The 26,887-nt window shown below is 62.4% G+C and carries 18 protein-coding genes and 2 pseudogenes; 8 read left to right on the top strand and 12 right to left on the bottom strand.

The window, feature by feature from the left end:
- Nucleotides 1–87: 87 nt before the first annotated feature.
- Nucleotides 88–3,231, top strand: a complete 3,144-nt coding sequence (locus tag F506_RS16905; RefSeq protein ID WP_053199340.1) for an efflux RND transporter permease subunit — start codon at nt 88–90, stop codon at nt 3,229–3,231.
- On the opposite strand, the gene F506_RS16900 is transcribed toward F506_RS16905, so the two are convergent.
- From F506_RS16900 to F506_RS16885, 4 genes are all read right to left on the bottom strand, one after another.
- A complete protein-coding gene (locus tag F506_RS16900) occupies nt 3,200–4,819 on the bottom strand; it encodes a diguanylate cyclase domain-containing protein (RefSeq protein WP_053199338.1) in 1,620 nt (539 codons plus the stop codon). The two genes, F506_RS16905 and F506_RS16900, sit on opposite strands and share 32 nt — an antisense overlap.
- Entirely contained in the window at nt 4,816–6,183 is a 1,368-nt protein-coding gene (locus tag F506_RS16895) for a TAXI family TRAP transporter solute-binding subunit (protein ID WP_053199336.1), read from the bottom strand. The genes F506_RS16900 and F506_RS16895 overlap by 4 nt, the downstream gene beginning before the upstream one ends.
- Nucleotides 6,184–6,300: 117 nt before the next feature.
- A complete protein-coding gene (recJ, locus tag F506_RS16890; protein WP_053199334.1) occupies nt 6,301–7,995 on the bottom strand; it encodes a single-stranded-DNA-specific exonuclease RecJ in 1,695 nt (564 codons plus the stop codon).
- A 10-nt stretch (nt 7,996–8,005) separates the two neighbouring features.
- Nucleotides 8,006–9,070 (bottom strand): hypothetical protein, encoded by a 1,065-nt coding sequence (locus tag F506_RS16885; protein WP_053199332.1) that lies wholly within the window; start codon nt 9,068–9,070, stop codon nt 8,006–8,008.
- A gap of 238 nt (nt 9,071–9,308) precedes the next feature.
- On the opposite strand from F506_RS16885, the gene F506_RS16880 reads away from it, so the two are divergent.
- Together F506_RS16880 and lolD are read left to right on the top strand one after the other, a co-directional pair.
- Nucleotides 9,309–10,574: a lipoprotein-releasing ABC transporter permease subunit gene (locus F506_RS16880; RefSeq protein WP_053199330.1), complete on the top strand. Its 1,266-nt coding sequence runs from the start codon at nt 9,309–9,311 to the stop codon at nt 10,572–10,574.
- Nucleotides 10,567–11,283: a lipoprotein-releasing ABC transporter ATP-binding protein LolD gene (gene lolD / locus F506_RS16875; protein ID WP_200907680.1), complete on the top strand. Its 717-nt coding sequence runs from the start codon at nt 10,567–10,569 to the stop codon at nt 11,281–11,283. Before F506_RS16880 ends, lolD begins: the two co-directional genes overlap by 8 nt.
- 40 nt (nt 11,284–11,323) lie before the next feature.
- On the opposite strand, the gene F506_RS16870 is transcribed toward lolD, so the two are convergent.
- Nucleotides 11,324–12,871 (bottom strand): methyl-accepting chemotaxis protein, encoded by a 1,548-nt coding sequence (locus F506_RS16870; RefSeq protein WP_053199328.1) that lies wholly within the window; start codon nt 12,869–12,871, stop codon nt 11,324–11,326.
- Between the two features lie 547 nt (nt 12,872–13,418).
- On the opposite strand from F506_RS16870, the gene argE reads away from it, so the two are divergent.
- The 5 genes and pseudogenes from argE to F506_RS23860 all read left to right on the top strand — a co-directional run.
- Nucleotides 13,419–14,591: an acetylornithine deacetylase gene (gene argE, locus F506_RS16865; RefSeq protein WP_053201732.1), complete on the top strand. Its 1,173-nt coding sequence runs from the start codon at nt 13,419–13,421 to the stop codon at nt 14,589–14,591.
- A gap of 68 nt (nt 14,592–14,659) precedes the next feature.
- Nucleotides 14,660–15,457, top strand: a complete 798-nt coding sequence (locus tag F506_RS16860; RefSeq protein ID WP_053199326.1) for a TatD family hydrolase — start codon at nt 14,660–14,662, stop codon at nt 15,455–15,457.
- Between the two features lie 2 nt (nt 15,458–15,459).
- A complete protein-coding gene (locus F506_RS16855) occupies nt 15,460–17,988 on the top strand; it encodes a DNA internalization-related competence protein ComEC/Rec2 (protein ID WP_053199324.1) in 2,529 nt (842 codons plus the stop codon).
- A 104-nt stretch (nt 17,989–18,092) separates the two neighbouring features.
- Nucleotides 18,093–18,908: an alpha/beta fold hydrolase gene (locus tag F506_RS16850; protein WP_053199322.1), complete on the top strand. Its 816-nt coding sequence runs from the start codon at nt 18,093–18,095 to the stop codon at nt 18,906–18,908.
- Nucleotides 18,909–19,024: 116 nt separating this feature from the next.
- Nucleotides 19,025–19,138, top strand: a pseudogene (locus tag F506_RS23860) (hypothetical protein); the annotation flags it as partial.
- Here F506_RS23860 and F506_RS16845 read toward each other — a convergent pair.
- The 7 genes and pseudogenes from F506_RS16845 to lptM all read right to left on the bottom strand — a co-directional run.
- Nucleotides 19,139–19,894 (bottom strand): annotated as a pseudogene (locus tag F506_RS16845) (alpha,alpha-trehalose-phosphate synthase (UDP-forming)); the annotation flags it as partial.
- A gap of 69 nt (nt 19,895–19,963) precedes the next feature.
- Nucleotides 19,964–21,817, bottom strand: coding sequence for a glycoside hydrolase family 15 protein (locus F506_RS16840; RefSeq protein WP_144424077.1), 1,854 nt, complete (start codon nt 21,815–21,817; stop codon nt 19,964–19,966).
- A gap of 93 nt (nt 21,818–21,910) precedes the next feature.
- Entirely contained in the window at nt 21,911–22,666 is a 756-nt protein-coding gene (otsB, locus tag F506_RS16835) for a trehalose-phosphatase (RefSeq protein ID WP_053199321.1), read from the bottom strand.
- Nucleotides 22,667–22,889: 223 nt separating this feature from the next.
- A complete protein-coding gene (locus F506_RS16830) occupies nt 22,890–24,335 on the bottom strand; it encodes a sodium:solute symporter family protein (protein ID WP_053199319.1) in 1,446 nt (481 codons plus the stop codon).
- Between the two features lie 198 nt (nt 24,336–24,533).
- Nucleotides 24,534–25,247, bottom strand: a complete 714-nt coding sequence (locus F506_RS16825) for a DNA-3-methyladenine glycosylase (RefSeq protein WP_200907748.1) — start codon at nt 25,245–25,247, stop codon at nt 24,534–24,536.
- Nucleotides 25,248–25,300: 53 nt separating this feature from the next.
- Nucleotides 25,301–26,596 carry a diaminopimelate decarboxylase gene (lysA, locus tag F506_RS16820; RefSeq protein ID WP_053199315.1) on the bottom strand — a complete coding sequence of 432 codons (1,296 nt, stop codon included), beginning with the start codon at nt 26,594–26,596 and terminating at the stop codon, nt 25,301–25,303.
- Nucleotides 26,597–26,618: 22 nt separating this feature from the next.
- Entirely contained in the window at nt 26,619–26,873 is a 255-nt protein-coding gene (lptM, locus tag F506_RS16815; protein ID WP_235471186.1) for an LPS translocon maturation chaperone LptM, read from the bottom strand.
- Nucleotides 26,874–26,887: the final 14 nt, after the last annotated feature.

Below are 26,887 nucleotides of genomic sequence, written 5' to 3'. Positions count from 1 at the left end.
AAGTGCCGCTCCCGCACATCGACGCGCTTAAACGCCAACGCGCAAACATATGGATTTAGGGCCACCGCGCCCGACAGGAAAAGAAGCATGCCGCAGTTCTTCATCAACCGCCCGGTATTTGCCTGGGTGGTCGCCATTTTCATCATCTTGCTGGGACTGATCGCGTTGCCGCAGTTGCCGATTGCGCGTTATCCCACCGTGGCGCCGCCCAGCGTCAGCATCTACGCCACCTATCCCGGCGCCACGCCGCGGTCGATGAACGACTCGGTGGTCAGTCTGATCGAGCGCGAACTGTCCAGCGTCAAGAACCTGCTGTACTTCGAATCGTCGTCGGACACTTCCGGTTCGGCGCAGATCACCGCCACCTTCAAGCCCGGCACCGATCCCGACCTGGCGCAGGTGGACGTGCAGAACCGCCTGAAAACCGTCGAGCCACGCCTGCCGCAAGCGGTGCGCCAGAACGGCCTGTCGGTGGAAGCGTCCGGCTCCGGTTTCCTGATGCTGGTCGGACTGACGTCGCCGTCCGGCAAGTTCGACGAGATGGCATTGGGCGACTACATGGCGCGCAACGTCGTGGATGAATTGCGGCGTATCGGCGGCGTCGGCCGCGTGCAGTTGTTCGGCGCCGAACGCGCCATGCGCATCTGGGTCGATCCCGCCAAACTGATCGCTTACAAGTTGTCGATGAGTGACGTCAGCAGCGCCATCAGCCAGCAGAACGCGCAGATCGCGCCGGGCCGCGTGGGCGATTCGCCGGCGCGGTCGGGCCAGCGCGTGACGATTCCGCTGACTGTCGAAGGTCAGTTGAAAACGCCGGAGCAGTTCGAGCACATCGTCTTGCGCTCCACCAGCGGCGGCGCCCAGGTGCTGCTGCGCGACGTCGCGTGGGTGGAGCTCGGCGCGCAAAGCTTTGCCTACGCCAATCGTGAGAATGGCCGTCCGTCGACCGCCGCCGCGATTCAGCTTTCGCCCGGCGCCAATGCGGTGCGCACGGCACAGGCAGTGCGCGAGAAGATGGCGTTGCTGGCGCAGACGATGCCGGCCGGCATGGCGTATTCGGTGCCGTTCGACACCGCGCCGTTCGTCAAGATATCGATACAGAAAGTCATCGTCACGCTGATCGAAGCGATGGTGCTGGTCTTCCTCGTGATGTTCCTGTTTCTGCAAAAGGTGCGCTATACGCTGATCCCGGCCATCGTCGCGCCGATCGCCTTGCTGGGCACCTTCGCGGTGATGCTGGTGGCCGGCTTCTCCGTCAACGTGCTGACCATGTTCGGCATGGTGCTGGCGATTGGCATCATCGTCGACGACGCCATCGTGGTGGTGGAAAACGTCGAACGCCTGATGGCGAGCGAAGGCCTGTCGCCCAGGGAGGCGACCTCGCGCGCCATGCGTGAAATCACCGGGGCCATCGTCGGCATCACGCTGGTGCTGACGGCGGTGTTCATCCCGATGGCGCTGGCCAGCGGCTCGGTCGGCGAAATCTATCGCCAGTTCACGCTGTCGATGGCGGTGGCGATCCTGTTCTCGGCATTCCTCGCACTGACGCTGACGCCGGCCTTGTGCGCCACCATCCTCAAGCCGATCGGCCCGGAGTCGCATGCAAAGCGCGGTTTCTTCGGCTGGTTCAACGCGCGTTTCGAACGCATGACGCAGCGTTATGAAAACGGCGTGGTGCGCCTGCTCAAACGCAGCGGCTGGGTGATGCTGCTGTTCGCGGCGCTGGTCGCCGCGCTGGCGACGGCCTTCACCTGGTTGCCGTCGGCCTTCCTGCCGGAAGAAGACCAGGGCTATTTCATGACCTCCATCCAGCTGCCGTCGGACGCCACCGCCGAGCGCACGCTCGACGCGGTCAAGGTGTTCGAACGCCATCTGGCGTCACGGCCGGCGATCGACAACAACCAGTCCATCCTCGGCTACAGCTTCGCCGGTTCAGGTCCCAACGCGGCGATGGCCTACACCATGCTCAAGGACTGGGACCAGCGCAACGGCGCCACCGCGGCCGATGAAGCGGAGCACGCGCGCAAGGCGATGGAGCCGGTTGCCGATGCCGTCAGCATGAGCCTGCTGCCGCCTGCGATCGACGAACTCGGCAACTCATCGGGCTTCACGATGCGCCTGGAAGATCGCGCCAGCCAGGGCTATGCAGCCCTCAAGGAGGCGCAGGCAAGCCTACTGGAGGCGGCGAGGAAAAGCCGCATCGTCGGCGACGTGTATGCCGAGGAACTTCCGAGCGGCGCCAGCGTGCGCCTGGAAATCGATCGCCGCAAGGCGCAGGCGATGGGCGTCTCCTTCAATGCCATCAACGAAACCTTGTCCAGCGCCATGGGCTCGCTGTACGTCAACGACTTCCCCAACGCCGGGCGCATGCAGCAAGTGATCGTGCAAGCCGACGCCTCGGCGCGCATGCAGGTCGAGGACGTCATGAGGCTGCACGTGCGCAACGCCGGCGGCGGCATGGTGTCGCTGTCGGAACTGGTCAAGCCGGTGTGGGGCGTATCGCCGCAACAATTGGTGCGTTATCAGGGTTATCCGGCGGTACGCATTTCCGGCGCGCCCAAGGCGGGCGCATCGAGCGGCGAAGCGATGGCTGAGATGGAGCGCCTGGTGGCGCAATTGCCGCCGGGTTTTGCGCTGGAATGGACCGGCCAGTCCTTGCAGGAGCGCCAATCCGCCGCGCAGGCGCCGATGCTGATGGCCTTGTCGGCGCTGGTGGTGTTTCTGGTATTGGCGGCGCTGTACGAGAGCTGGGCCATCCCGCTGTCGGTGATGCTGGTGGTGCCGCTGGGTCTGCTCGGAGCGGTGCTGGCGGTGGTGTTGCGCGGCATGCCCAACGACGTGTTCTTCAAGGTCGGGATGATCACGGTCATGGGCTTGTCGGCCAAGAACGCGATCCTGATTGTCGAGTTCGCGCGGCAGTTGCGCGCGCAGGGAAAGGGGCTGGTCGAGTCTGCGGTAGAGGCGTCGCGCCTGCGTCTGCGGCCGATCCTGATGACTTCGTTGGCGTTCGCGCTGGGCGTGCTCCCCTTGATGCTGGCCGGCGGAGCGAGCGCGGAAACGCAGCGCGCCATCGGCACCGGCGTGTTCGGCGGCATGGTCAGCGCCACCGTGCTCGCGGTATTTTTTGTGCCGGTGTTTTTTGTCTTCGTGCTGGGATTCACTGAGCGGCTGGCGCAATGGCGTCAGCAACGAAGCAGGATCAGGCAGGTGTCTGCGCCGCCGTTTCCGTGACGAGCGCGATGACGTAACAGCCGCGGCCCTTGTTTTTGGCGTCGTACATGGCCTTGTCGGCCGCTTGCAGCAGGATGTCGGGATCGCAGTACGTCTCGCACACGGCAATGCCGATCGAAACGCCGAGCTTGTAGTCGCCTTGCCCGATCTGCAGCGGCTCAGCGACGACGCGGATGCATTTCTCCGCCAGCGCGCGTGCACCGTGTTCCAGCGGCGCGCCGAGGTCGGTCGCCAGCAGCACGAATTCGTCGCCGCCGACGCGCGCCAGTGTGTCGCTGTGGCGCGCAACTTTCTGCAGCCGCTGAGTGATTTCCTGCAACACCTGGTCGCCGGCCTTGTGACCGAGCGTATCGTTGATCGGCTTGAAGCCGTCGAGGTCCAGGAACAGCAGCGCCACCCCGCGCTGGGTCTGTGCAATCGCCTGCTGCATGCGTTCGGCCAGCATGATCCGGTTCGGCAAACCGGTCAGCAAGTCGTGATGCGCCTGGTGCTGCAGTTCCGACTGATGCGTCTTGAGGCGTGACAGCAGGCGGTTGAAGGCCATGGTGAGATGGCCGACTTCGTCGTTGCGGTAAACCGGCAGCGGCGCCAGCATCAGCTCGCCGCGCGTCATGCGTTCGGCCTGGTCGGCAGCGCGCCGCAACGGCCGGAAGAACCATACGATGACCAGAATGATCAACAGGAAAATCACCGTAGCTTGCACAGCACCGCCGCGCACGATGAACGCCTGGACCCGATCCACGGTCGGCAATGCCGCTTTCACCGGCAGGCGCGCCACAACGAACCAACCGGTGCTGGGCACGTCGGCGATGGCCTTGATCTCGTCGATATTGCCGTTGGCGCCGACGCCGCTGCCGCGATAACCGTCGACCGCCTTGTCCAGCATGGGATCGACGCCGACATCGGGCAACGGTTTGAAAATCAGGTCCTTACGGCTGGAGGCAAGGATCAGGCGCTTGGCCGGAGACACCAGCAGGAAGCTGCCCGACTCGCCCAGCCGCGCCTGCTGCAAATGATCGAGGAAGCCGGTCGCCGCCAGCGCCGTGGCGCCGCCCAGCACGGCGACAAACTTGCCGCTGGCGTCGCGTACCGGCGTCAGCATAGGCAGGATGGGGTATTGCCCGTTCGCAGGCAGCAGCGGTTCGCCGATGACGAATTTTCCTTCCTTGGCCAGATGGAAATCCGGAAAAATCGCCAGCGACAGATTGCGGCGGCCGACTGCTGCAGGATAGTCGACGATGATCTCGCCGTTGGCGTCGGTGACAAACAGTCCGGTGGAGAACAGCGGTTGCAGCTCTTGCCGTTCGCGCAGCCAGGCACGCAATTTTTCCGGCTGGCCCAGCAATTCCGTCGGCAGCATGCGCGCCAGCTGTTCAAGGAAGCGGCGCCGTTCGACGATGCGGTAGTTGATGTCCTGCGCCAGGTAACTGGCGATCGTGCTTTGCTGGTCGGCGGCGACTTCGCTGAGATCGTCATGCAGGAAATTGGTCAATACATGAAAGCGCGCCACCGCGCTGGCGAGCACGACCAGAGTGCCGAACAGGACCAGGCGGGTGACGAGGCTGTTGAAGAAGCGGGTGTAATTCATAGGGGAGACGCAGGTGTCATTGTTATTGTTCGTTGATTCGCAGCTTCGCTGACGCGGTCGCGCACCACGCGGATGGCTTGCTTGAGCGCATAGACGTCGCCGTAATAGCGTTGCGGAATGTCAATCTGGTTGGCGTTGGCGTCAATCTCCTCGATTTCGGCATGCCACTCGGCGAGCTTTTCGTCAGAGGGATCGTGGGTGTTCCAGATCTCTTCTTCCAGCAGATGGATTTCCTTGTACCACACGACCAGGCGTTTTTTCATGCTGGCCTCATAGATGCGCGGCACCGCCTGGATCAGGCCGAACAGCACCGCGATGAACGGCAGCAGGATGGTGAAGCGGCGTTCGATGAAATTAGCCAGCCAGAACGGCAGGTAGCGTTGCAGGAACGGTCGGCCGGATTTGAAATAGCGGCGCGTCTCGTCGGAGATGTTGAAGTCCTCGATGTTCTGGTTCGGGAAGTAATTGCGCGGCGTGAAAAAATCCGGCGCGTTGTGGATCACGTTGGCGGCGTCGAGCAGCAGGTAGGCCAGCGCCGGATGCAGCGACTCCTTCGACACCAGCATGGCGGTGGCGGCCAGCAGCGTGACGTCGTGGGAGGGGAGATCATTGATCAGGCTGGTGGCGCCGCGCGGATAGGTGATCTTCGACAGCGAGGGAAACTTTTGCACCAGCGCATCGGCTTGCGAAAAACTCATCAGCTTGATGCCGCTGTTGAGCAGCGTGTGGATCAGCTGGCTGTCGGCGCGTCCGATGAAGAAGGCTGCGTCGATCTTGTTGTTGAGCAGCTGTTCGTAGGCGTTGTTGCCGGCCAGTTCTTCCAGCGTGGAGTTGTTGGTGGTGATGCCGTTTTCGGTGAGCAGGTCGTTGGCGACAATGCGCAGGCCGCTGCCCGGCAGTCCCAGCGAGATGCGTTTGCCGCGCAATTGCGACAAGCGGTCGTAGGTGGCGTTGCCCTGATAGAAGACCCAGATCGGTTCATACGAAATCGCGGCGATGGTCTGGATGCCGGGCGCCTGTTCGCTGTTGCCGGTGCCTGACTGGATGAAGCCGACCTGGAATTCGCTGTCGTCTTCACGCAGGCGCTGGAAGTTCTCCACCGAGCCGGATGACGTGCGGATGTCGAGCGTGATGCCGTCGCGTTTGAGGATCTCCGCATAGCGTTGCGCATAGTTGTGATAGATGCCGCCTTCGGCGCCGGCGGTCATCACGATCTTGCCCTGGGTAGCCGGCTTGAGCATCGCCAGTACGATCCAGCAGACCGCCAGCAGCACCAGCGAGCCGATCAGCATCAGGCGCCGCAGCCGCTGCGGCGTCATCGGCGGCTTCTGGATCCGGTGCAGCGGAAGAGGAGTCTTGGGCATGGGTCGCTGCTATTTTTGCTTGTTGGCGCCCGATCATCTGTCGGGCGCTGCTTGTGCCGCCGGCTTGCCTCTTTGCTGTCAATTTCCTGACGGCGTTTCTAAGAACTTGTTCAGGATCTAAGCCGGTTCTGCGTGTTCCACCATCAACTGTACCTTGGTCGTACCGTTATATTCGTTGGCATCCAGTCTAAATGCAACCGTTGCGTAATCGGGAAGCGCATCCGTGTTGCCGAACCAGATCGCATCGTACTTCTGGCCGTTCTTTTCCAGTAGCAGTTTCAGGTGCTTTTCCTTGAGGATGCGCTGGCTCAGCACGCGGAAGCGGTCGCAGAACACCGGCGGAGCAAAGCCTTGTCCCCATACCTGGTCGTCCATCAGGCTGATGAAACTGACCGAATAATAGGCGTCCTCGAGCGCACCGTCGGTTTCCACCACGCGTTCGAGCTGATTCTGGCTTAACCAATCTTTACCTACTTCTTCAAATGCCTGGGCGAAGGCGTCGAAGGCTTCGGCGTGGATCGTCAGGCCGGCCGCCATCGCATGGCCGCCGAATTTGGTGATCACCGAAGGCGCATGCTTGGACACAAGATCCAGTGCATCGCGCAGGTGGAAGCCGGCGATCGAGCGGCCGGAACCCTTGATCAGGCCTTCGTCGCCGGGGGCAAAGGTGATGGTCGGGCGATAGAATCTGTCCTTCAGGCGCGAGGCCACGATGCCGATCACGCCCTGGTGCCAGGACGCGTCGAACACGCTGATGGTGCGCCGGTCCTGCGGGTTGAAATCGTCCAGCAGGTTCAGCGCGGTGTCCTGCATGCCGGCTTCGATGTCGCGCCGTTCGCGGTTGATGGCATCGAGCTGCTGGGCGATGGCCCAGGCGCGGCCTTCATCGTCGGTGGTGAGGCATTCGATGCCGAGCGCCATGTCGGCGAGGCGGCCGGCAGCGTTCAGACGCGGACCGACCGCGAAACCGAGGTCGAACGGCGTAGCGCGGCGCGCTTCGCGGCCGGCGGCGCGGAACAAGGCCGCGATACCGGCATGCATGCGGCCGGCGCGCATGCGCTTCAATCCTTGCGCCACCAGGATGCGGTTGTTGGCGTCGAGCTTGACCACGTCGGCGACCGTGCCCAATGCCACCAGATCGAGCAGCGTATCGAGCTTGGGCTGGGTCTGGGCGTCGAAGATGCCGCGCTTGCGCATTTCCGCGCGCAGCGCCAGCAGGACGTAAAACATGACGCCGACGCCGGCCAGGTTCTTGCTCGGGAAGCCACACGCCGGCTGGTTCGGATTCACGATCACGCGCGCATCCGGCAGGCTGTCGCCGGGCAGGTGATGGTCGGTGACGACGACATCGATGCCGCGCGCCTTGGCGGCGGCGACGCCGTCGATGCTGGCGATGCCGTTGTCGACGGTGACGATGATGTCGGGCGATTTTTCGCGGATGGTCAGCTCGACGATTTCGGGCGTCAGGCCGTAGCCGTACTCGAAACGATTGGGCACGATGTAGTCGACTTGCGCGCCCAGGCTGCGCAGGCCGCGCAAGCCCACCGCGCAGGCGGTGGCACCGTCGCAATCGTAGTCGGCGACGATGACCATCTTTTTCCCGGCGGCAATGGCGTCGGCCAGATAGACCGCCGCCGCATCGATATGAAGCAGGCCGGAGGGGGCAATCAGGGAGCCCAGTTCGCTCGATAAATCCTTGGCGCTGAGCAGGCCGCGCGCGGCATAGACGCGCGCCAGCACAGGATGAATGCCGCTGTGAATCAGGCCGTCGACGTCGCGCGGGTCGTAGCTGCGGGTGGCAATACGGATCATGGCGTCAGTCTCATGCGGCAAGTTTGGCCAGCGAAGGCTTGGTCCAGAACCTGCGCAGCGACGAGGCGGTGACCGTCACGTGCTGCAGTTTGTCCTGGCCGGTGAGCACCAGCGACAGCGTGGCGAGACGCTTGCTGCGTGCGGCTTGCAGCAGCGGCGCGAACCACAGGGTGTCGAGCGCTTCCATGCGTTGCAGCCAGTAGCCCCATTCATCGGTCAGTCCCGGTTCCAGCAAATCGCTCAGCAGCAGCAAACCATGCTCGCCGGGTGCGGCCAGCACGCCATCGGGCGCCGCGCTGTGCTGCGCGGTTGCGGTCAGCGCCTGCGGCCAGCCGTTCAGGTTGAAGCTGGCCTGATACATTGTCGACGGCGCGGTCGATGCGGCAGCTGCGCCGCCCCAGATCCAGAGCGAGTTGACCGGCTTCTTGCCGTGCATCTCGCGCTCATCGTTGATCGATTCGGAAAACCACTGCATCTGCACTTCATTCTGCAGCTTGCGCCAGGCCAGTTCGCCCGGACCTTCCGGCATCCAGATGTCGATGTTGCGGCCGCTGGCGGCTTGCGGCGACGAGGTGCGCAGGCCGGCCCAGTCGTCGGCGCGCAGCAGCCAGGTGGCGGCGTCGACATAGACCAGCGTACGGCCGATTTCTTCGAACAGCGGCAAGGCGGAGTTGAACAGGCGGCGCGATTCGGCTTCTTCAAGATCCAGTTGACCGATGTCGGTCAGCACCAGATGGTCACGTGCGACGTGGATGTGTGCCGGTTGCACAATGAACCAGTGGCCTTCGGCGGGCACGGGCGGCTGGACGCGATTGCGCAGCACTGCTGCTGCGGCGGCCGGGCTGTTGCCGCGCTCATCCTGCTGCGGCGTCGGCGCGGCCAGGTTGAAGCGTTCAGCCAGCCAGTGCTCGTGCGGCAATGCACGGGAGAACGGATCGAGATGTTGCAGCGGAGCGGCAGTCTTGCTGCGCGCCAACAGCATGGCCAGTGCGGGAGCATTGCATTCGCGCACCAGGTCGCGCGCCATTTCGGCTTGCGGCAGACCGAAAGGGAGAAGTATGTCGAGATGATTCATGCCGCGATTGTAGGCGAAAATCGCAGTTCTGGCCGAAAACCCCCTATGGAAGCGGCTTGTCGGCGGGTGTCGAAATGGTAAAAAAGTGTAGCGGTAAAAACTTGGCGGGCGTTTCGGGGTCTCATCGGGCGTTCACCCTAAGTGTCCCCGGGTCCAATGGGACAGTGAAAGATGACGGAGAGTGTGGCAAACTGGCGCATTGTCGTCCGGCATCGTTTCCAGAAAAGAGAGTCAAGGTTTGAGTCTGATAAAAAATTTACCGTTCGAATGGCTGGTCGGCATTCGCTATACCCGGGCCGGAAAACGTAGCGGCCGCAATAGTTTCATCTCCTTCATTTCCCTGATTTCCATGGCCGGCATCGGCCTCGGCGTAGCGGCGCTGATCGTCGTGCTGTCGGTGATGAACGGCTTCCAGAAGGAAGTCCGCGATCGGATGCTGTCGGTGCTGTCGCACATCGAAGTGTTCGACGCGTCCGGCGCCATGCCGGACTGGCAGGCGGTGGCCAGGCAGACCTTCCAGAACAAGGAAGTCATCGGGGCGGCACCCTACGTGGCGGCGCAGGCGATGATGACGCGCGACGACAATGTGCGCGGGGTGGCGATTCGCGGCGTGTTGCCGAGTGAAGAGCCCAAGGTTTCCGATGTGGCGGGGCAGGTCAAGCAAGGCAAATTCTCCGACCTTAAGCCGGGCGAATTCAACATTGTGCTGGGCGGCGAGCTGGCGCGCAGCCTGCATGTGACGCTGGGCGACAAGGTCACGCTGATTGCACCGCAGGGGCAGGTGACGCCGGCCGGCGTGCTGCCGCGGCTGAAGCAATTTACGGTGGTGGGGATTTTCGAGGCCGGGCACTACGAGTTCGACTCGTCGCTGGCCTTCATCCAGATTGAAGACGCGGAGCGATTGTTCCGCCTCGACGCGCCATCCGGCGTGCGCCTGCGCATCAAGGACATGCTGCAGGCACCGCAGGTGACGCAGGAATTATCGACGCAACTGACCGGCAATCTCTACCTGCGCGACTGGTCGCAGCAGAACAGCAACTGGTTCGCGGCGGTGAAGACCGAGAAACGCATGATGTTCATCATCCTGACGCTGATCATCGCCGTGGCGGCGTTCAACCTGGTGTCGACGCTGGTGATGACCGTGACCGACAAGCAGGCCGACATCGCGATTCTGCGCACGCTCGGCGCGTCGCCCGGATCGATCATGAAGATCTTCGTGATCCAGGGGGCGCTGGTGGGACTGATCGGGACGGCGCTGGGCGTCGCGTTCGGCGTGCTGGTGGCGCTCAATATCGACGTGATCGTGCCAGCCATTGAACACCTGTTGCACGTCCAGTTCCTGCCCAAGAGCATTTACGTGATTTCCGAATTGCCGTCCGACCTGATCTGGTCGGATGTGTGGACCATCGGCGGGGTGGCGGTGGTGCTGGCCTTCCTGGCAACGCTGTACCCGAGCTGGGCAGCCGCGCGCGTCAAACCGGCGGAGGCGCTGCGCTATGAATAACCTGACGAACGACAACATGAATCAACGAGACCAGGCAGTGCTGTCCTGCCGCGGGCTGGGCAAGACCTTCACACAGGGGAAATATTCGGTAAAAGTGCTCAACGGCATCGACATCGACGTCACGCCCGGCGAGCAGGTCGCTATCGTCGGCGCATCCGGTTCGGGCAAGTCGACGCTGCTGCATCTGCTGGGCGGCCTCGACACGCCGAGCGCGGGCAGCGTTACCCTGCAGGGCAAGGATTTCGCCAATCTGGGCGAAGCTGCGCGCGGCGACTTGCGCAATGCGGCGCTGGGTTTTGTCTACCAGTTCCATCACTTGCTGCCGGAATTCTCGGCGCTCGACAACGTCGCCATGCCGCTCATGATCCGTCGCGTCAAACGCGATCAGGCGCAGGAACAGGCGCGCACGATCCTGGCCCGCGTCGGCCTTGAAAATCGCGTGCGTCACGTGCCGGGCGAGCTGTCCGGCGGCGAGCGCCAGCGTGTAGCCCTGGCGCGCGCGCTGGTCACGAATCCGGCCTGTGTGCTGGCCGACGAACCGACCGGCAACCTCGACCGCAGCACCGCCGACAAGACCTTTGAACTGATGATCGAACTGTCGCAGACGCTGGGTACGGCTTTCGTCATCGTCACCCATGACATCGAATTGGCGCGCCGCTGCGGCCGCGTGCTGCGCTTGTCGGAAAACGGCTTGCAGAGCAACGCTTGATTTGATCCGTGGGTGGCCCGACGGTCGTCCCGATGAGCGCCTAGGCCCGCAGTCTGAATACGGAAACGACTTCCGACAGTGTGGAGGCTTCTTTTTCCATCGATTGCGCGGCGGCCGCCGCTTCCTCCACCAGCGCAGCATTTTGTTGGATGGTTTCGTCCAGCTGCGCAATTGCACGGCCTATGTTTTCGATGCCGTCGCTTTGCTCCTGGCTGGCGCTGCTGATTTCGCCGACGATATCGGAGACCTGTTTTACGCTGGTGACGATTTGCGTCATGGTAAAGCCGGCTTGTTCCACCTGTTTGCTGCCGGTATCGACCTTGGATACGGATGCATCGATCAGAATCTTGATTTCTTTGGCGGCGGCCGATGAGCGTTGCGCCAGACTGCGCACTTCGGAGGCAACGACCGCAAAACCACGTCCCTGTTCGCCGGCGCGGGCGGCTTCGACGGCCGCATTGAGCGCCAGGATATTGGTCTGGAAAGCGATGCCATCGATCACGCTGATGATGTCGACGATTTTTCTCGACGATTCATTGATGGAGCTCATGGTATGAACGACTTCGCCGACAACATCGCCGCCTTCCTGAGCGATGGTCGACGCGGAGGTCGCCAACTGGTTCGCTTGCCTGGCGTTGTCGGCATTTTGCTTCACGGTCGAGGTGAGCTCTTCCATTGCCGACGCGGTTTCTTCAATCGAGCTTGCTTGCTGTTCGGTCCGGCTGGACAAATCCCGATTGCCTGTGGAGATCTGAGCGGATGCCGTGGCGATCGTGTCGGTACCTGTTCGCACATTGCCGACAATGCCAAGCAGGCTTTCGTTCATGTCGCTTAAGGCGCGCATCAGCTGGCCTGTTTCGTCAGTGGAAGTTGCTGCAATCCGGGTGGTAAGGTCTCCGGACGCCACTTGTCTGGCGACTTTGACTGCTTCTGCCAACGGTTTGGAGACGACATTGGCGATCCAGATGGCCAATCCCAGGCCGATGACGACAGTAACGATCAGTTGAGAAAAAATCCAGATACGGGATAGGGAATAGATTTGATTGGCATGAACGTAGGAAGCGACGGCGCCGTCCTTATTGACCTTGATCAACTCATTCAGAACATCTTCGACATCCCTGATGGCTTTCAGCAGCTCGATGTCGCTGAAGCTTGTCGCTTCTTGCGTTTTGTTTGCGTTCAACAGCACCAGCATTTTCTGATTTTGCGCCAGATATTCAGATATGCGGGAGGCAAGTAATGGAAAAATCCGCATTTCCTCAGGCGCGCTCGCCATCGATTTATAGCTTTCCACTGCGGCGCGCAGTTTTTTTGCCCTGTCTGTCAGACGCGTTATGTATTCAGGTCGCTTTTCGATTTCAATCGCGAGAAGATGCAGTTGATCGATGCGGAATTGACGGGTTGACGCCTTTGTTTCTGCCAGCAGTACAGTGGACGGCAACCAGTTTTCCATGATTTCCGAAGAGGATTGTTTTACTTCAGTGATTTGCTTCAACGCGAAGATGCCGAGCGCTATGCACAGGACAAGAACAATCAGGAACGAAATAATAAGTTTGTGTGAAATTTTTAAGTTGTAAAACCAGCGCATGATTTCTCCCAATGAAAAATGAGTTTTCCCCTTTGAATATCAATGTGACTTCGTATTGATCTGCTCATTTGCGTCTTTGAGACGCCGGCAGATTTCTTATGGAGAGGACGGTGCCGGTTCTATTTTTCCGGTTCGCTATGGTCCTGATGAAGCCTTCGGGAGAATGCTCACGTCTTTCAGGAAATGCACAATGGCAATATTTTTCTTTTACAATGCATCGCTGTCTGAGGGTGAGCGATGTCCAACCGGATTTATACGGCGATCAAACAGGCTTTTTGGCGTTACTTCGAGTTGATGCTTAACCCAAAAAGGTCGGGAAGACAGATGGCAGAGGGTGTGGAGAGTACCGGCCGACTTTTCAATGGCAGAGAAGATTTATCCGGGTTCGTTGCTCTTTTGCGAATCTCGTCCTCATCTGCGCTGAACCGCCAATAATTTCATTTCCTCATGGAAATTTTGTCGCCACTGGCATGCAAGCCTGGTGCATACCAGAGACAATGAGAGATGGACAATGAATAAGCATAATGAAAAGGAATGCATGGAAATGATGAACACACGTCAATGGCTTGAGCAACTGGTCGCCTTCGATACCACCAGCCGCAACTCCAATCTCGAACTGATCACGTCCGTGCGCGACAGCCTGCAGGCGCAAGGCATCACGCCGTGGTTCGCGCACAATAAGGAGCGCACCAAGGCCAACCTGTTCGCGACGCTGCCGGCCACGGAAGGGCCGGAAGCCGGCACGATCCAGGGCGGTATCGTGTTGTCCGGTCACACCGACGTGGTGCCGGTCGACGGCCAGAAGTGGGACAGCGATCCGTTCACGCTGACCGAACGCGACGGCTTGCTGTACGGTCGCGGCAGCTGCGACATGAAGGGTTATATCGCCGCCTCGCTGGCGCTGGTGCCGGAGTTCCTCGCGATGTCGCGCAGCAAGCCGCTGCATCTGGCATTTTCCTATGACGAAGAAATCGGCTGCGCCGGTGCGCCGAGCATGTTGGCCGAGCTGCAGGAACGCGGCATTCGTCCCGACAGCTGCGTCGTCGGCGAGCCGACCAACATGCAGGTAGTGGTGGCGCACAAGGGCATCAACGCCTTCACGTGCCGCGTGCACGGCAAGTCGGCGCATTCCTCGCTGACGCCGCAGGGCTGCAACGCCATCGAACACGCTGCACGTCTGATTTGCGCGATCCGCGATTTCGCCGATGCCTACAAGGTCAACGGTCCGTACGACACGCTGTATGACGTGCCGTTTTCCACCATGACCACCAACCAGATTCGTGGCGGCATCGCGATCAACACGATTCCCGATCTGTGCGAATTTACCTACGAATTCCGCAATTTGCCCGGCATGTCGCCGGACAAGATCCAGTCCCAGGTCACGCAATACGTGCGCGATCAGTTGCTGCCGAAAATGCAGGCCGAATATCCCGACGCCAAGGTCGACATCGGCATCATCGCCGCCAGCCCCGCACTGGAAACAGCCGAGCAGGAAGCCATCACGGCGCTGGTGCGCGCGCTGACCGAAGACAACGAAAAACGCAAGGTTGCCTACGCCACCGAGGCCGGGCTGTTCCAGCAAATCGGCATCCCGACCATCGTGTGCGGTCCCGGCGACATCATCCAGGCGCACAAGCCGAACGAGTTCGTGGCGATTGCGCAATTGCAGCGCTGCGAAGAGTTCCTGCGCAAGCTGGGCCGTTCGCTGCAAGCCGCCTGACGACCGGTACGGCGCCGCATCGCGCCGTTCGGTTTTTTCCTGAATTGCCGGCATTTTCTGGATCAAGTATGTGGATTGATACGCACTGCCATCTCGATGCCGGCGAGTTTGCCGGCGAGGAGCTCGCCGTCGCCGACGACGCGGCCGGGCAGGGCGTAGGCATGATCGTGGTGCCGGCGGTGGCGCCTTTCAATTTCGACGCGGTTGCACGGCTGGCGCGGCAACGCGGCAATTGCGCGTATGCGCTGGGCATCCATCCCTTGTATGTTCCGGGCTGCGACGAGAGCGACTTGCTGGCGCTGCGCCATGCAATCGAAGCCGCGCTGAGAGACAGACGCTTTGTCGCCATCGGTGAAATCGGACTGGACTTCTTCGTGCCCGCCCTGAAAGAGCCGGCCATGCGCGACAAGCAGGAGCACTTCTACAGCGAGCAACTCAAGCTGGCGCGCGAATTCGATTTGCCGGTGCTGCTGCATGTGCGCCGCTCGCAAGACATCATCCTCAAATATCTGCGTCGCATCGCCGTGCCGGGTGGCATCGCGCACGCCTTCAACGGCAGTTTCCAGCAGGCCGAGACTTTCGTCGGACTGGGTTTCAAACTGGGCTTGGGCGGCGCGATGACATTCCCGCGTTCGCTGCAGATACGGCGGTTGGCGGCGGAGGTCCCGCTTGACGCCGTCGTGCTGGAAACCGACGCGCCCGACATCTCGCCCGCGTGGCTGCATCCTCAGCGCAATACGCCGGACCAGATTCCGCGTATCGGCCAGGTACTCGCCGAATTGCGCGGCATGGATATCGCGGACGTGGCCGCAGCCACCAGCGCCAATGCGCACGCGGTGCTGCCGCGCCTGGCTGCGGCGACATAAGCATGCGCAGCGCGATTCTCGGTTTCGCCGCAGGAATTGCCTTTTTGCAGATGCAGGCGCAACTGCTTCCCTTTGAAGGGCATATGGCGTTGCTGGCAGCGGCGGTCCTGCTGTTGACGGTGTGCTGGCGGCTGCGCAGCGCCGGCGCCCGCGCCAGCGGAGGGGGGCGGACCGTCCTGCGCATTGTTCTGTTCAATATCGCCGGACTCTGTGCCGGCTTCGCCTGGGGCGGCCTGATGGCGCAAAGCCGGCTCGACGACGCTTTGCCGGCAGCATGGGAAGGCCGCGACATCGTGGTGGTGGGGACCATCGACAGCCTGCCGTATCGTTTCGAGCGCGGCGTGCGCTTCAATTTCAAGGTGGAGAGAGTCGGCACGCAAAATGGCGGTACGCCGCCGGTGCCGCAGCGACTCGCTTTGTCCTGGTACAGCCCCGGCGCATTCGGCCAGGCCGGCGGCGAGCCGCTGCAGGCGGTTCCCGAGGTGCGTCCGGGTGAACGCTGGCAATTTACGGTGCGTCTGAAGCGTCCGCATGGCAACGCCAATCCGCATGGTTTCGACTACGAAGTCTGGCTGCTGGAACAGAACCTGCGTGCGACCGGCTCGGTGCGATCCGACCAGCAATCGGCCTACAAGAATCATCGCCTGCAGGAGTTCATCCGGACGCCGTCCAACGCCATCGAGCGCGGTCGCTCCTGGCTGCGCGACCGCATCATGTCCGCGCTGCCGAAACAGCGATACGCCGGCGTCATCGTTGCGCTGGTGATCGGCGATCAGCGTGCCATCGAACAATCCGACTGGAGCATATTCAACCGTACGGGCGTCGGCCACCTGGTGGCGATTTCCGGATTGCACATCACGCTGATCTCGGGCCTGTTCGGCGCGTTCTTCGGTTTGCTGTGGCGATGTTCGTTCGTCACGCGGGCGCAACTGCCGTTGCTGATGCCCGCACCCAAAGTGGCGGTGCTGGCCGGTTTGCTGGCGGCGCTGGTCTACGTGCTGCTGGCGGGGTTCGGCGTGCCGGCGCAGCGCACCTTGTACATGCTGTGCGTGGTGGGGCTGGCGTATTGGACGGGGAGGCTGACGCATATTTCCTATGTGATGTCGCTGGCGCTGGCAGTGGTGCTGCTGTTCGATCCGTGGGCTTTGCTGTGGCCGGGCTTCTGGCTGTCGTTCGGCGCCGTGGCGATCATTCTGTACGCTTCCTCCGGGCGCATCGGCGCGGACATGCCGGCCGAGCCGCAGGTCCTGACCCCGGTGCAGCGCCATCGCAAGCCCTCGTACATGGCGAAGAGCTGGCGCTCGCTGCGCGCGGGCGCTTATACACAGTATGTCGTGACGCTTGGCTTGTTGCCATTGACGATGGTGCTGTTCGGGCAGTACTCGCTGCTCAGTCCGCTGGCCAATGCGGCGGCGATTCCCTTGATCACCATCGTGATTGCACCGCTGTCGCTGCTGGGCAGCATCTTGCCGCCACCTTTGTCGCAGTGGCTGTTGCTGACCGCGCATGCCGTGCTGGAGTGGCTGGTGCAGTTGCTGGAGTGGCTTGCGGGCCAGCCGTTTGCAGTCTGGCAGGCGCCGTTGCCGCCGCTATGGATATTTGCAGTGGCGCTGGGCGGGACCTTGCTGCTGTTGGCGCCGCGCGGCTGGCCGGCGCGCTGGCTGGGGCTGTTCGGCTGGCTGCCGCTGATTTTCAATACCCCGGCCTGGCCGGAGCAGGACCAGGTCCACGTGACGGCCTTCGACGTCGGGCAGGGCATGGCCTTGCTGGTGGAGACGCCGGGACATCGGCTGCTGTACGACACCGGTCCGTATTACTCGCCGGAATCCGACGGCGCCAATCGCGTGATCGTGCCGTATCTGCGCGCACGCGGTATCGATCACCTCGACGCCGTGGTGATTTCGCATAACGACAATGATCATTCCGGCGGCGCGCTGTCGCTGTTCAGGGAGATCGCCGTCGACCGCGTGTATTCATCGCTGTCGCCGACCAGCGCAATCGTGCAGGCCGCGCCCGATCACAAGCGCTGCCAGGCCGGACAGCACTGGCGTTGGGACGGCGTGGCGTTCGACATGCTGTATCCGGCGCCGGTCAGTTACACCAGCGACAAGTGGAAGCCCAACGCGCGCAGTTGCGTGCTGAAAGTCAGTCTGGGCAAGCACGCCATCCTGCTGCCCGGCGACATCGAGGCGGTGCAGGAAGACGAACTCGTCAACGGCGCCGGCGCCGCCCAATTGCGCGCCGACGTTCTGGTGGCGCCGCATCACGGCAGCGGCACGTCGTCGACGGAAGCTTTCCTGCAGGCAGTGCAGCCGAGCCTGGCCTTGTTCCAGATGGGTTATCGCAACCGCTTCAATCATCCCAAGCCGGAAGTGCTCGAACGCTATGGCCGCATGGGCATACGCGGCTTGCGCAACGACGAGGCGGGCGCCATTTCACTGCAATTCGACAAGGCGGGCGACAAGGCGGGCGGCAAGATAAGCGTGCAGGAATATCGCCGCGAACATGCGCGTTACTGGTACGAGAAATAACAACCGAAAAAAGCACGCCGCACACTGAAAAAGCACGCCGGAAAAGGCTGACGCCGCGCATTAATTGCCAGATAATCCGGCAATCGATACCTCCATTTCAATTCATGAACCACCAGCCGACCTTGCCGATTCTGCATTTCGCCCACGCCAACAGTTACCCGGCCGGGACCTACGGCATGTTCTTCGACCAGTTGCGCGCGCACTACGATGTGCGCGCCTTGCCCATGCATGCGCACAATCCGGCTTACCCGGTGGATGACGGCTGGCGCAAGCTCGGCAAGGAATTGGGCGAGGAACTGGCGCAACGCTACAGCGAACCGGTCATTCTGGTCGGCCACTCCATGGGCGGCATCCTGAGCCTGCTGGCGGGGCGCAAACGTCCCGACCTGGTGCGCTGCGTGGTGTTGCTGGATTCGCCCATCGTGGCGGGGTGGCGCGCCTCCACGTTGCGCCTGCTCAAGCTGCTGCGCATCGAAAGCCGCCATTCGCCGTCTGTGGCATCGAGCCGCCGCCGCAACGCCTGGCCGGACATGGAGGCGGCTTATCAGCACTACGCCGCCAAGGCCATGTTCGCGGCGTGGCCCGAGCGCGTGCTGCGCGATTATGTCGCCCACGGCGTCGAGCCGGAGCCGTCCGGCGGCGTCAAGCTGCGCTTCACGCGCGAAACCGAAACCGCGGTCTACCGCACCATCCCCCATCACTTGGGGGCATTGACGCGGCGACAATATCCGGTGCCGGTCGGTTTCGTCGGCGGTATCGATTCGGTCGAGTGCCGCCTGGCCGGACTGGACGCCACCAAAAAGCTGGCGGGGCGTCATTTCCGGCAGATTCCGGGGGGCCATCTGTTCCCGATGGAAGCGCCCGAAGCCGCCGCACAGGCGACCCATGAAATGATCCAGGGCTTGCTTGCAGGGAAATAAATTGCGGGGAATTGCAGCCGAAAATCTGCTGCTTCCGCAAAAGAGGGGGATGAAAAGCGGACGGTTTGGGGTATAATTCGAATTTCCCGCACGTGCCGTTCGGCACCTTCTTTGTAATGACCAAGTTTGTATTTGTCACTGGCGGCGTCGTGTCTTCCCTGGGTAAAGGGATTGCCGCCGCGTCTCTCGCTGCGATCCTCGAATCGCGCGGCCTCCGAGTCACCCTTCTTGCGCGTATTCTCGAAGGTGTCGCGCGCCTCGCGGGCGCGGCCGAGACGCTGGAAGTCGTCGACGTCGATGCCGATCGGAAAGGCCTTGGCCTGCACCGTGCTGTTGAAGGCGCGGAACTGGCTCACGCCGACGGTCTCGGCGGTGGCCTCGGCTTTGACGTAGTGCGAGAAATGCAGCAGATCGGCTTCGGTCTGGAAGCCGACCAGGTCATAGGCGAACAGCGCGCGCATCAGCCATTCGTGCGAAGGGATCGCCGCCAGGATCTGCTGCGGCGGCAACGGGATGTGCAGGAAGAAACCGATGCGGTTGCCGCAACCCATGGCGCGCAATTCGGCGGCCAGCGGAATCAGGTGATAGTCATGGATCCAGATCAGGTCGTCCGGTTTGAGCAGCGGCATCAGCTTGCGCGCAAATAGCTGGTTGACGCGCCGATAACCGCTCAGGTGGCCCGACTCGAAATGCGCCAGGTCGAGACGGTAATGGAACACTGGCCACAGCACGCCGTTGGCGTAGCCGCGGTAATAGGCGTCGTGGTCTTCGGCGCACAGGTCCAGCTCGGCCAGCGTCACCGGTCCGGCCTGGTTGACGTGCAGCGCGCCTTCTCCGGGCGTACCGTCTTCGACGACCTTGCCGCTCCAGCCAAACCACAGGCCGCCGGTGCGTTTGAGGGTTTCGCCCAGCGCCACCGCCAGTCCCCCGGCCGCCGGCTTGCGCGGATCTGCGAGACGATTAGAAACGACGACGAGGCGGGACATGGCGAAACTCCTTCTTTGTTGTTGTGTGGGCCGGAAAAATGCGGGCAATCGGGTTCGGTAATGGCGTCGTTAAATCACTGACTCCCATGAAGCGGAGAGTCTCATCGCGCAATTGATGATGCCGACCATCGAATAGGTCTGCGGGAAGTTACCCCACATCTGGCCGGTAATCGGATGCGTGTCTTCGGACAGCAGGCCGACGTGGTTGCGCGCCGCCAGCATGGCCTCGAAAATCTCGCGCGCCTGTTCCTTGCGGCCGATGCGTGCGAGCGCGTCGATGCGCCAGAAGGTGCAGATGTTGAAGGCCGTCTCGGGCCGGCCGAAATCATCGGGCGCTTCGTAGCGGCGCATGTAGGGACCGTCGCACAGGTATTTCTCCAGTGCGTCGACGGTGGCGATGAAGCGCTTGTCGGTCGGTGCGATGAGGCCGACTTCGACCATCAGCAAGACGCTGGCGTCGAGGTCGCGGCCGCCGAAACTTTCGGCGTAGGTCTGGCGCTCTTCGTTCCAGGCTTCGGTCAGGATGCGTTTGCCGATCATGTCGGCGCGCTCGTGCCAGTAGCGCGCACGCTCATCGAGTTCGAGCCGTGCGGCGATCTTGCCGAGGCGATCGCAGGCGGCCCAGCTCATCAACGCGGAGGACGTATGGATGCGCGAACGCGTGCGCAGCTCCCACATGCCGGCGTCGGGGCGGTCGTACATTTCAAAGGCGCGTTCGCCGACGGCTTCCAGATGCTTGAACTGCTCGGCGCCGGCGCGATGGTGCAGGCGCGCGTCGTGGAAAGCCTGCGCCGCGCCGAGGACGATGTTGCCGTAGACGTCGTGCTGGAAATGTTCGTACGCCTGATTGCCGACGCGCACCGGCGCGTGATGGCGGTAGCCCGGCAAATGGTCGAGGATCTGTTCCGGCAGCGCTTCTTCCAGGCCGATGCCGTACAGCGGCTGCACGTGGCCGCCGGCCGAACGCACCACCACGTTGGTGAGCCAGCGCAGGTAGTCTTCCATCGTGCCGAGTTCCGAAATGCTGTTGAGCGCGCGCACCACGAAGAAGGCGTCGCGCAGCCAGCAGTAGCGATAGTCCCAGTTGCGTGCACTGCCCGGTGCTTCCGGCACGCTGGTGGTCATGGCGGCGATGATGGCGCCGGTGTCTTCATACACCGACATCTTGAGCGTGATGGCGGCGCGGATCACGGCAGCCTGCCACTCCAGCGGCGTGGCCAGGCTGCGGCTCCAGTTGCGCCAGTAGGTGATGGTTTCCTGCTCGAAACTGCGGGCGGTGTCGCCGATGCCGCCGGTCAGCGTTTCGTCGGGACCGAGCAGGAAGTTGAACGGCCGGCTGATCACGAATGCGGTCTCGTCGAGCAGGTAGCTGATCGGGGCGTCGGTGTTCAGGCGCAGTGTCATCTCGGAGCCGACGTAGCGCACGTGATTGCTGCCGCGGGTGATCTCGGGCACTTCGCGGCCCCAGTCGAAACGCGGCCGCAGCAGCACGCGCAGACGCGGCGCGCCGTTGAGCGGCAGCACCCGGCGCACCAGCGTCTGCGGCCGGAAGAAGCGGCCGCGACTCGGGAAGCGCGGCGCGAAGTCGGTGATCTCGACGCCCTGCCCCAGGGTGTCGTACAGCCGCGTTTTCAGCACGGCGGTGTTCGGCTCGTACCACTGCTCGCTGTGCGAAAAATTCTCGAGTTCGAAACTCCACAGGCTGCCGCTCTCGCCCGGATCGAGCAAGGCGTTGAACACCGGATCGCCGTCGAAGCGCGGCAGGCAGCACCAGACCACGCGACCGAGCTTGTCGATCAGCGCGCTGTAGGAACAGTTGCCGATGACGCCGAGATCGAGGGAAGAAGTGGAAGGCCGGTCACCGTCGTTGCTCACGCCGATGGAGGTGTCGTTGCTGGGGGTATCGATGGATGACGTGCTCATGCTGCCTTTCCTCTCTTTACTTTTCTTGTTGTCGCCGAAGCGCTGATGCCGGTGGTGTCGCTCGCTGAATGTCGTTTGAAAATCCTGTTGATGTCAGACCCGCGGAGCAGCCCGCAACGCCTGCTCCAGCCACTGATGCAAAGCCGCCGGATTGTCCAGCCGCATCTGCGCCCGGCTCTGGCCTTCGCCGATCTTGACGCCGAGTCCGCTGCCCAAGGTCTGCACCCAGTCGAAGCCGGCCTCGTCGGTGATGTCGTCGCCGACGAATACCGGACGGCGTCCGGCGAACGGCGCCTCACGCATGAAGGCGGCGATGGCGTCGCCCTTGTCGGCCAGCGCCGCCTTGGCTTCGACCACCATCTTGCCGCGCAGGACGCTGAAGCCCGGCACGTGCGTTCCCACATCGGAGACCGCATGGTTCATCGCCTCGATACAGGCCTGTTCCAGATGCGGCGCCTTGCGGTAGTGCAGCGCCAGCGCGCCGCGCTTGGGTTCCAGCAGCAGGCCGGGATGACGCGCGACGAACGGCGCCAGCCGCTCCATCAGCGGTTCGGTGGCGGGCGCGGCGAGTTGCACCAGCCGCCCGGACGCATCGCGCCGCTCGAGGCCGTGCACGCCGGCGGCAGGCAGGCGCAAGGGCGCCAGGTAATGGTCGAGCTGCGCCACCGGCCGCCCGCTGACGACCGCCAGCGCACCGTTCGCGCGTGCTTGCAGCTGCTGCAGCATCTCGATCAGGTCCGGCGCCGGGACCACGCTTTCAGGCTCGGGAGCCAGGTTCACCAGGGTGCCGTCGAAGTCGAGAAACAGTGCATCAGCGGCAAAATCGTATTCATGAGTTTGCAGAGACATGCTCAATGAGGTCGATTTAATACTGATTAGTTCCAATTGGTTTTTCGACAACAATTTCCCGATGATGCCGGAAATCGACGAACTTCAGCAGACGGGAAATGCGAGGCGAACGGTCGCGATGACCATTGCAAAAGAGGCGGGAAAGAGAACGAGGAAGGTGCTGCGCTGCTTGCGCGATCCGCAAGAAAATGCGAATCGCGCAGGCCGGGAAATCAAGAAAAAATCAGTCGGTGCTCAACGCTGCCGGCACCTGCGGAATCGGCGCCACCAGTTGCGGCAGCAGCGAACCGAACACCATGCCGCCTACGCTCATCAGCAAGCCGGCCAGTTGCGGCGGCCACAGGCCTTCCGGTGCGACGTATTCGAGCGTGATCCAGGTCGCCAGGCCGAGAATCATCGCGGCGAGCGCACCCTGGCGGGTGGCGCGCTTCCAGTACACGCCGAAGGCCAGCGGCACGAAGGCGGCGACCAGCGTCACCTTGTAGGCGTTTTCAACCATCTGGTAAATGCTCGACTGGCTGTTGAGCGCCAGCGAGGTCACCGCGACCGTGAACAGCAACACCACCACGCGCATCGAGAACAGGAATTCCTTGTCGTTCTTCCAGGGGCGGATTTCCTTGATGACGTTTTCGGTGAAGGTCACCGATGGCGCCAGCAGCGTCGCGCTGGCGCAGCTCTTGATCGCCGACAGCAAGGCGCCGAAGAACATCACCTGGGCGAACACCGGCATTTTTTCCATGATCAGCGTCGGCAGCACCAGTTGCGAATCGGTTTCGAGCAGGCGCGACACCATGGCCGGGTCGATCAGCGTGGCCGAATACGCCAGGAAAATCGGGATAAACACGAAGCCGAAGTAGATCACGCCGCCGAGGATGGAGGCGTTGCGCGCGATCTTCTCGGTCTTGGACGACATCACGCGCTGGAACACGTCCTGCTGCGGGATCGAGCCCAGCATCATGGTGATCCACGCGGCAAAGAACCACATCACCTCCCTGAGCGAGGGTGCGGGCCAGAAATTGAATTTGCCGGCATCGGCCGCATGCTGGATCACGACGCCGGGGCCGCCAACCATGCCGGAGACTTCCCAGCCGATGTAGAGCATGCCGACCACCACGATGATCATTTGCAGGAAGTCGGTGATCGCCACCGCCCACATGCCGCCCATGAGCGTATAGACCAGCACGCTGGCGGCGCCGATGATCATGCCCGCCTGCATCGTGATGTAGCCGCCCGAGACGACGTTGAAGACCAGGCCGAGCGCCTTGATCTGCGCCGCCACCCAGCCGAGGTAGGAAATCACGATGCAGATGGTCACCAGCATTTCAGCGGCGCGGCCGAAGCGCTTCTTGTAGTAATCGCCGATGGTCAGCAGATTCATGCGATACAGCGGCCGGGCGAAGAACACGCCCACCAGGATCAGGCACAGCGAGGAGCCGAAGGGATCGGCGATGATGCCGCCCAGGCCTTCCTTGAGGAAGGTCGAGGACACACCCAGCACCGCTTCCGAGCCGAACCAGGTGGCAAACACCGTCGCCGTCACGACCGACATCGGCAAGGCCCGGCCGGCCACCGCGAAGTCCTTGCCGCTCTTGACGTACCTGCTTGCGTAAAGACCGATACCGACTGAAATCACCCAATAAAGTATGACGAACCAGATCAGGGCATTCATGCATGTTCCTTACGCAAAAGGGGCTGAAAAAGAGGCTGAAAATGAGCGGGACGACAGGCGAAAACGCGCATTATAGCGGCATTAACGCCGAATTTTTTCGTCCCGACAGCAGCGTGTCAGCAAATTTCGCGCCATCGGCGGTCGGCGTTGAAAACCGGGATATTGACTTCCGGCAAGCCCCGGACCCGCAACCAGGGGTCAGTCCGGAACGGGGATCACGCCGTACGGGAATTCCTGCACGGCCGCCGGATTGCCGTCGCGCCCGACCCAGCGATAATCCGTCGGTGCGGCCTGCCCCCTGCGCAAAGGATTGCGCGTGCAATGGCGGGCGTAAGCCGGATCGACGAAGCGATAAGGGAGATGTTCGTCGCGGCCGGCCGGGATGCCCAGCCGCGTGGTTTCGATCAGCGTCGGCGGCGCTTCGCCGACGTCATCGACAAAGAATACACCGGGATCGAACACGCCGGCATCCCACTCGGGTACGCGCAAGGCCAGCGCTTTGCACAGCAAGGTCTGGCCAGCACAGAGCCTGTTCAGCGGACGGGGGCCGCCTGAGGCGTCGGGATTTTCCGCCTGCATCACCGCCAGCGCGGCGGGACCGGCGATCGCATCGATCCAGGGATAGGCCGATTTGATCAGGACCGCATTGCCCGGACCGGCGGCGCTGAAGTTGAGCGAATCGCCGCCGCGCGCGTAGTACATGTAAATGGTGCCGCCGTCCATGAACAGGGCGCGGCGTTTGTGGGTGTAGCCCAGCGAGGCATGGCTGCCGCGCTCATCGAGGCAATAGGCTTCGGTTTCGATGATGCGGGCGGACAGCCACTGGTTTTTCCAGCGCCGCCGCAAGACCTTGCCGATCAGGGCGCGCGCCAGCGCAGGGCTGTCCTGATTGAAGAACGTTGCATCCAGCATGTTGAACCGGGCCGCGTCGGTTGCACTCATGCGCTTGCCCGCCGATGCCGATATCAGCCGGCGATGGATTCCAGCGCGAACAGGTCGGCCGGATTTTCGCGCTTGCGGATCAGATGCGCTTTGTCGCCGTCCACCAGCACTTCGGCGGCGCGGCCGCGCGTGTTGTAGTTGGAGGCCATGGTCATGCCATAGGCGCCGGCCGACATCAGCGCCAGCAAGTCGCCCGGTTCGATCGCCAGTTCGCGGCTGTGCGCCAGCCAGTCGCCGGATTCGCACACCGGACCGACCACGTCATAGGTCCTGGCGGCGTCCTGGCGCTGTTGCACGACCTGCACGCCATGCCAGGCTTCGTACAAGGCCGGGCGCATCAGGTCGTTCATGGCGGCGTCAACCACGGCGAAATTCTTGGTCTCGCCATGCTTCAGATATTGCACTTCGGTCAGCAGCACGCCGGCATTGCCGACGATGGAGCGGCCCGGTTCGAACATGACCTTGATCGCACGGCCGGCGTATTTTTCCTTGCGCCAGGCCTCGACGCGGGCGAACAGGCGGCCCAGGTAATCGCCCACCGGAACCGGTTGTTCGTCGTCGTAGGTGATGCCTATGCCGCCGCCGATGTCGAGGTGGTGGATGGCGATACCTTCGGATTCGAGCTGGTCGATCAGTTCGATTACCTTGTCGAGCGCTTCCAGCAACGGTGCATCGTCGAGCAATTGCGAACCGATGTGGCAGTCGATGCCGACCACTTCGATATTCGGCAGCGCGGCGGCATCGCGGTAGCAGGCCAGCGCATCTTCATAGGCGACGCCGAACTTGTTTTCCTTGAGGCCGGTGGAGATATACGGATGGGTCTTGGCGTCGACGTTCGGGTTGACGCGCAGCGAGATGCGCGCGCGCTTGCCGGCTTCGCCCGCGACTTCGTTGAGGCGATGCACTTCCGGAATCGATTCGACGTTGAAGCACAGGATGTCGTGTTGCAGCGCCAGGCGCATTTCGTCGCGCCCCTTGCCCACGCCCGAGAAGATCACCTTGCGCGGATCGCCGCCGGCGGCAATCACGCGCAGCAGTTCGCCGCCCGAGACGATGTCGAAGCCGGAACCGAGCTTGCCCAGCACATTTAGCACGGCAAGATTGGAGTTGGACTTGACCGAATAGCAGATCAGCGCGCCGCCATTGTCGCCATTTTCAGTGCGACCGGCTTTCTTGCAGGCATCGGCGTAGGCCGAGAAGTTGGCTGTCAGCGCCGCCTTGGAATAGACGTACAACGGCGAGCCGAACTGCTTGGCCAATGCGTTCAGAGGCAGATTTTCGGCATGCAGCACGCCGTCGCGGTAAGAAAAATGGGACATGGAAATAAGAAGCGGCGAAGGATTATTTGGAATTGCCGGCAGGTGCGGAAGCCGGAGCGGGCAAGGAGATCGCCGGCACACCGGCGTCATCTGGTGCGGCCGGTTTGCTCATGTTGTCTTCAGGTGCGGGTGCGGTGCGCACGCGCTCCGCCGGCGGCTTGCCGATGTAGAGCGGGCCCTTCTGGCCGCAACCGGCCAGCAACAACGCCAACAACGGCGCCAACAGGGCAGCGCCGAGCAGCGGACGGGCGGGAGAAAAATGAAATGGAGACTTCACGATAGAATCACGGG

This window comes from Herbaspirillum hiltneri N3 (genome assembly GCF_001267925.1).
GTDB classification, from domain to species: Bacteria; Pseudomonadota; Gammaproteobacteria; order Burkholderiales; family Burkholderiaceae_D; genus Herbaspirillum; species Herbaspirillum hiltneri.
This window is presented reverse-complemented; position numbering and strand designations above follow the sequence as displayed.